6 protein-coding genes are annotated in these 5,872 nt (G+C 74.5%); 5 read left to right on the top strand and 1 reads right to left on the bottom strand.

The window, feature by feature from the left end; translation table 11 throughout:
* A partial coding sequence (locus ABEB16_RS10740; RefSeq protein ID WP_486335977.1) for an RsbRD N-terminal domain-containing protein occupies positions 1–611 on the bottom strand: 611 nt, incomplete at its 3' end.
* Between the two features lie 175 nt (positions 612–786).
* Between ABEB16_RS10740 and ABEB16_RS10745 the strand changes: the two genes are divergently transcribed.
* Genes ABEB16_RS10745 through ABEB16_RS10765 form a run of 5 tightly spaced genes read left to right on the top strand, consistent with a single transcriptional unit; the run spans position 787 to position 5,801 of the window.
* Positions 787–1,623: a nitrilase-related carbon-nitrogen hydrolase gene (locus ABEB16_RS10745; protein ID WP_345712249.1), complete on the top strand. Its 837-nt coding sequence runs from the start codon at positions 787–789 to the stop codon at positions 1,621–1,623.
* Positions 1,620–3,041, top strand: a complete 1,422-nt coding sequence (gene hydA / locus ABEB16_RS10750) for a dihydropyrimidinase (RefSeq protein WP_345712250.1) — start codon at positions 1,620–1,622, stop codon at positions 3,039–3,041. Before ABEB16_RS10745 ends, hydA begins: the two co-directional genes overlap by 4 nt.
* Positions 3,042–3,067: 26 nt before the next feature.
* Positions 3,068–4,102: a TIGR03842 family LLM class F420-dependent oxidoreductase gene (locus ABEB16_RS10755; protein WP_345712251.1), complete on the top strand. Its 1,035-nt coding sequence runs from the start codon at positions 3,068–3,070 to the stop codon at positions 4,100–4,102.
* Positions 4,099–5,001, top strand: a complete 903-nt coding sequence (locus tag ABEB16_RS10760) for an ABC transporter permease (protein WP_345712252.1) — start codon at positions 4,099–4,101, stop codon at positions 4,999–5,001. The genes ABEB16_RS10755 and ABEB16_RS10760 overlap by 4 nt, the downstream gene beginning before the upstream one ends.
* On the top strand, positions 4,998–5,801 hold the full coding sequence (locus ABEB16_RS10765) for an ABC transporter ATP-binding protein (RefSeq protein WP_345712253.1): 804 nt from the start codon (positions 4,998–5,000) through the stop codon (positions 5,799–5,801). Before ABEB16_RS10760 ends, ABEB16_RS10765 begins: the two co-directional genes overlap by 4 nt.
* Positions 5,802–5,872: the final 71 nt, after the last annotated feature.

Here is a 5,872-nt window from a genome sequence, read left to right on the forward strand (position 1 = left end):
GCGGCCCAGCCGGGCACGAACGCCACGACGAGGTCGGCGCCGCGGTCCAGGCCGAGGACGGCGGCGGCCTGCCCGACGAGGGCGTCGTCGCCGCCGTCGGAGTCCAGCAGGGTCTCCACCACGCGGCGGCGGTCGCGCTCGCGCTCGCGGGTGAGGGCCGCGGCGGCCTCGGAGAACCCCGCGTGCACGTCGCCGGAGTGCTCCTCCACCGCCTCCCACAGCTGCAGCGGCAGCTCCCGCCACAGCGCCCGCGCGGCGCCGTCGGGCCCCGGCGGGCCGGGGGGCAGCGCACCGGACAGCCGCGCCCAGACGACCCGGAAGTGCAGCCGGGTGCCGCGGGTGACGGCGGCCAGCGGGATGTCGAGGCCGGCACGGCGGCGGCCGATGTCGCGGGACAGCTCCACCAGCCGGATGGGCACGGGCATGCCGAGCATCCGGCGCAGGATCCGCTCGTAGCTGCCGACGGCGTCGGCCACGAGCGTGCCGCGGTCGACGACGCCCCCGGAGTACGGCGGCGAGGCGGACAGCTCGACGACGAACTCCTCGGCGAGGGAGTCGACGTCGCCGAGGAGTTCCAGCAGCACCCTGCGCGCGGCGGGTGTGACGTCCACGTTTCGGCTCCTCCCCGCCGGTGACGGCCGGGTTTCGGCTTGTGCATCTGCCCACGACCGGGAGCCGGAACGGTACACGCTGGGCATTGCCGCTCCTCGCCGGTGGGCACGATGCTCGGTGCCCCGCCGGTGCGGTTTCCCCGGCGGTCCCGAGGTTCGCGGAAGGAGACGCCGCATGACCACCGTGCGCGCCGCGCTGGTCCAGGCCGCCTGGACCGGCGACAAGGAGAGCATGATCAAGGTCCACGAGGACCACGCGAGGCGGGCGGCGGAGCAGGGCGCACAGGTCGTCTGCTTCCAGGAGCTGTTCTACGGCCCGTACTTCTGCCAGGTGCAGGACGCCTCGTTCTACTCCTACGCGGAGTCCGTGCCCGGCCCCACCGTCGAGCGCTTCCAGGCCGTCGCCGCCGAGACGGGCATGGTGATGGTGCTGCCGGTGTACGAGGAGGAGCGGCCCGGCGTCCTCTACAACACCGCCGCCGTCGTCGACGCCGACGGGACCTACCTCGGCAAGTACCGCAAGACGATGATCCCGCACGTGGCCGGGTTCTGGGAGAAGTTCTACTTCCGCCCCGGCAACCTCGGCTACCCGGTGTTCGACACCGCGGTCGGCAAGGTGGGCGTGTACATCTGCTACGACCGGCACTTCCCCGAGGGGTGGCGCGCGCTCGGGCTGAACGGCGCGGAGATCGTGTTCAACCCCTCGGCCACCAGCGCGGGGCTGTCGGAGTACCTGTGGAACCTCGAGCAGCGGGCCGCGGCCGTCGCCAACGAGTACTACGTCGGCACCATCAACCGGGTCGGCGTCGAGCCGCTGGGCGACGACGACTTCTACGGCCAGTCGTACTTCTGCGACCCGGAGGGCCGCAACGTCGGCGAGCCCGCCTCGCGCGGCGAGGACGAGGTGCTCGTGCGCGACCTCGACATGGACCTGCTGCGGACGGTGCGCGACCGCTGGCAGTTCTACCGCGACCGCCGCCCCGACGCCTACGGCGACCTGGTGGCCCCGTGAGCCTCAGCCCGCGGCGGACCCTCGTCACGGGTGGCACCGTCGTCTCCACCACGGGCGCCACGGCGATGGACGTCCTCGTCGAGGGCGAGCGGATCGCCGCGCTGCTCGCGCCGGGTGCCGGTGCGGGGTTCACCGTCGACACCACGATCGACGCGAGCGGCACCTACGTGCTGCCCGGCGGCGTCGATGTGCACACGCACATGCAGCTGCCGTTCGGCGGGACGGAGGCGTCCGACACGTTCGAGACGGGCACCCGCGCCGCGGTCTGGGGCGGGACGACGACGATCGTGGACTTCGCGGTGCAGCGCACCGGGGAGGTCGTGCAGGAGTCACTGGCCGCCTGGCACGAGAAGGCCGCCGGCAACTGCGCGGTCGACTACGGCTTCCACATGATCCTGGGCGGCGTCGACGACGAGGCGCTGAAGGCGATGGACCACCTCGCCGAGCACGAGGGCATCTCCAGCTTCAAGCTGTTCATGGCCTACAAGGGCGTGTTCCTCTCCGACGACGGGCAGATCCTGCGCGCCATGCAGCAGGCCTCGTCGAACGGCTCGACGATCATGATGCACGCGGAGAACGGCTCGGCGATCGACGTGCTCGTCTCCCAGGCGCTGGCCCGCGGCGACGTGGACCCGGTGCACCACGGGCTGACCCGGCCGGCGGCGCTGGAGGGGGAGGCGACGAACCGGGCGATCGCGCTGGCGGAGGTCGCCGGCGACACCCCGCTGTACATCGTGCACGTCTCCGCCTCCCAGGCGCTGGAGCGGATCGCGGAGGCGCGCTCGCGCGGGCGCAACGTGTTCGCCGAGACGTGCCCGCAGTACCTGTACCTCACGCTGGAGGACCACCTCGCCGCGCCAGGGTTCGACGGCGCGAAGTACGTGTTCTCCACCCCGCTGCGCAGCAAGCACGAGAACCACGCGAGGGACCTGTGGAAGGGCCTGCGCACCGACGACCTCGCCGTCGTCTCCACCGACCACTGCCCCTTCTGCCTCAAGGACCAGAAGGAGCTCGGCCGCGGGAACTTCGCGATGATCCCCAACGGCGTGGGCGGGGTGGAGCACCGCCTCGACCTCGTCCACCAGGGCGTCGTCGACGGGCAGCTGTCGCTGCAGCGCTGGGTGGAGACGTGCGCCACCACCCCGGCGCGGATGTTCGGCATGTACCCGCAGAAGGGTGTGATCGCCCCCGGCTCGGACGCCGACATCGTGCTGTACGACCCGGTGGCGACCACCCGGATCAGCGCCGCGACGCACCACATGGCCGTCGACTACTCCGCGTTCGAGGGCTTCGAGCTCACCGGCGGCGTCCGCACCGTGCTCTCCCGCGGCACCGTCGTCCTCGACCGCGGCGTCTACACCGGCCGCCCCGGCCACGGCCGGTTCGTCCGCCGCGGCCCGTCGCAGTACCTGCGCTGACACCATCGCTGAGAGGAGGGGCACCCGTGGACTTCGGCGTCGTCCTGCAGACCGTGCCGCCCGCCGCGCGCGTCGTCGAGCTCGCCCGGCAGGCGGAGCTGCACGGGTTCAGCCACGTCTGGACCTTCGACTCCCACGTGCTGTGGGAGGAGCCCTACGTCATCCACTCCGCGATCCTCGCCGCGACCCGCAAGGTCGTCGTGGGCCCGATGGTGACGAACCCGGCCACCCGCGAGTGGTCGGTGACCGCCTCGACGTTCGCCACGCTCAACGAGATGTACGGCCCGCGCACCGTCTGCGGCATCGGCCGCGGCGACTCCGCGGTGCGGACCCTGGCGGGCAGGCCGACGACGCTGGCGACGCTGCGCGAGAGCGTGCACGTCATCCGGGAGCTGGCCAACGGCCGCCCCGTGGAGCACCGCGGGCAGACGCTGCGGCTGCCGTGGGCGCCGGTGACCGGGCCGACGGACCGCACCGAGGTGTGGGTCGCCGCCTACGGGCCCAAGGCGCTGCAGCTCACCGGGGAGGTCGCCGACGGGTTCATCCTGCAGCTGGCCGACCCCGACATCGCGGCCTGGACCATCAAGGCGGTCCGCGAGGCCGCCGAGCGCGCCGGGCGCGACCCCGCGGCGGTGAAGATCTGCGTCGCCGCGCCCGCGTACGTGGCGCCGGAGGCGGACCTGGCGCACGCGCGGGAGCAGTGCCGCTGGTTCGGCGGCATGGTGGGCAACCACGTCGCCGACATCGTCGCCCGCTACGGCGCGGACTCCTCGGTGCCGGCCGCGCTCACCGACTACATCGCCGGCCGGCAGGGCTACGACTACAACGAGCACGGCCGCGCGGGGAACTCCCACGCCGCGTTCGTGCCCGACTCGATCGTGGACCGGTTCTGCCTGCTGGGCCCGGCGCAGCGGCACGTGGAGCGGCTGCGGGACCTGCGGTCGCTGGGTGTGGACCAGTTCGCCCTCTACCTGCAGCACGACGCCAAGGAGCAGACGCTGCGCGCCTACGGCGACACCGTCGTGCCCGCGCTGGCCGAGACCGTGCGGGCCGTCTCGTGAGCGCCGCCCGCCGGGCGGGTGCGGCGCTGCTGGGCGTGGCGGCCCTGCTGCTGCTGTGGGAGGCGTACCGGGCGTTCGGCCCGCTGCAGGGCGTGCAGCTGGGCGGGGAGCGGGTGCTGCCGCGCGCCGACCCGCGCTCGATGCCGGGCGTGCTGGAGGTGCTGCGGGAGGCGGTGGCGCCGGAGGTGGCGGTGCCGGGTGCGCACAGCGTCGCCGTCGCGGTGCTCACCGCCGCCGGCGGCACGCTGCGCACCGCGCTGGGCGGCTGGCTGCTCGGCGCGCTCGTCGGCGTCGCGCTGGCGGTGCCGATGCAGCGGCTGCGGCTGCTGGAGCGCGCCGTGCTGCCCTGGGTGGTGCTCAGCCAGACGGTGCCGGTCATCGCGATCGCGCCGCTGGTGGCGGGCTGGGGCGGGCGGCTGCGCCTGGGCGCGGACGCGGTCTGGCAGCCGTGGATGTCGGTCGTCGTCATCTCCGCGTTCCTCGCGTTCTGCCCGGTGGCCGTCGGGATGCTGCGCGGGCTGCACTCCCCCGCCCCGGCGGCCGTGGAGCTGTTCCGCAGCTGCGCGGCGAGCCACCGGCAGGTGCTGCTGCGCCTGCGGCTGCCGGCCAGCCTGCCGTTCCTCGCGCCGGCGCTGCGGCTGGCGGCGGCGCAGGCCGTCGTCGGCGCGATCGTCGCGGAGATCTCCACCGGCACCCGCGGCGGCATCGGCCGGCTCCTCGTCACCTACGCCCAGCAGGCCACGTCCGCCCCCGGGCGGCTCTACGTCGCCATCCTCGGCGCGGCGGCCCTCGGGCTCGTCGTGGCCGGTCTCGCCACCCTGCTCGACGCCGCCGTGCTGCGGCCCGGCCTGCGGCGCACCCCGCGGCGCCGTCCCGCCCCCGGGGGTCTGCCCGCATGAGCGCGGCCCTGCAGATCAGCGGCCTGCGGCAGACGTTCACCACCGCGCGCGGCACCGTGCACGCGCTGGCCGACGTGGACCTCGACGTCCCCGCGGGGAGTTTCGTCTCCCTCATCGGGCCCTCCGGCTGCGGCAAGTCCACCCTGCTGCGCTGCATCGCCGACCTCGTCACCCCCACCGCCGGGCAGGTCCTCGTGGGCGGCAAGACGGCGCGGCAGGCCCGGCTGGACCGCGACTACGGCATCGCGTTCCAGGCCGCGGGGCTGCTGGGGTGGCGCTCGGTGCTGCGCAACGTGGAGCTGCCGCTGGAGCTGCAGGGCGTGCCGCGGGCCCGGCGGCGGGCGCGGGCGGCGGAGCTGCTGGAGCTCGTGGGCCTGGCGGAGGTGGGCCGGATGCGCCCGGAGGAGCTGTCCGGCGGGATGCAGCAGCGCGTCGCCATCGCCCGCGCGCTGGCCACCGAGCCCCCGCTGCTGCTCATGGACGAACCCTTCGGCGCGCTCGACGAGATGACCCGCGAGCGGTTGCAGACCGAGCTGCTGGCGATCTGCGCCCGCACCGCGACGACGGTGGTGTTCGTGACGCACTCCATCGCCGAGGCGGTGTTCCTCTCCAGCCACGTCGTCGTGATGTCGGCGCGGCCCGGGCGCATCGTGCGGGTCGTCGACGTCGACCTGCCCACCCGCGGGGAGGGCACCCGTCAGGACCCGGCGTTCTTCGCGCGGCTGACCGAGGTGCGCGAGGCGCTGCGCGGCCCGGCGGGTTCGCCCGTCGCGGCCGGCGCCGGGACGGAGGACCGGTGAGCGCGCGGCTGCGGCTGCTGCTGCCCCCGCTCGTCGCGGGCGTGGCGGCGCTGCTGGCCTGGCAGGGCGTC

It is taken from the genome of Kineococcus glutinatus, from assembly GCF_039542765.1.
Taxonomy (GTDB): Bacteria; Actinomycetota; Actinomycetes; order Actinomycetales; family Kineococcaceae; genus Kineococcus_A; species Kineococcus_A glutinatus.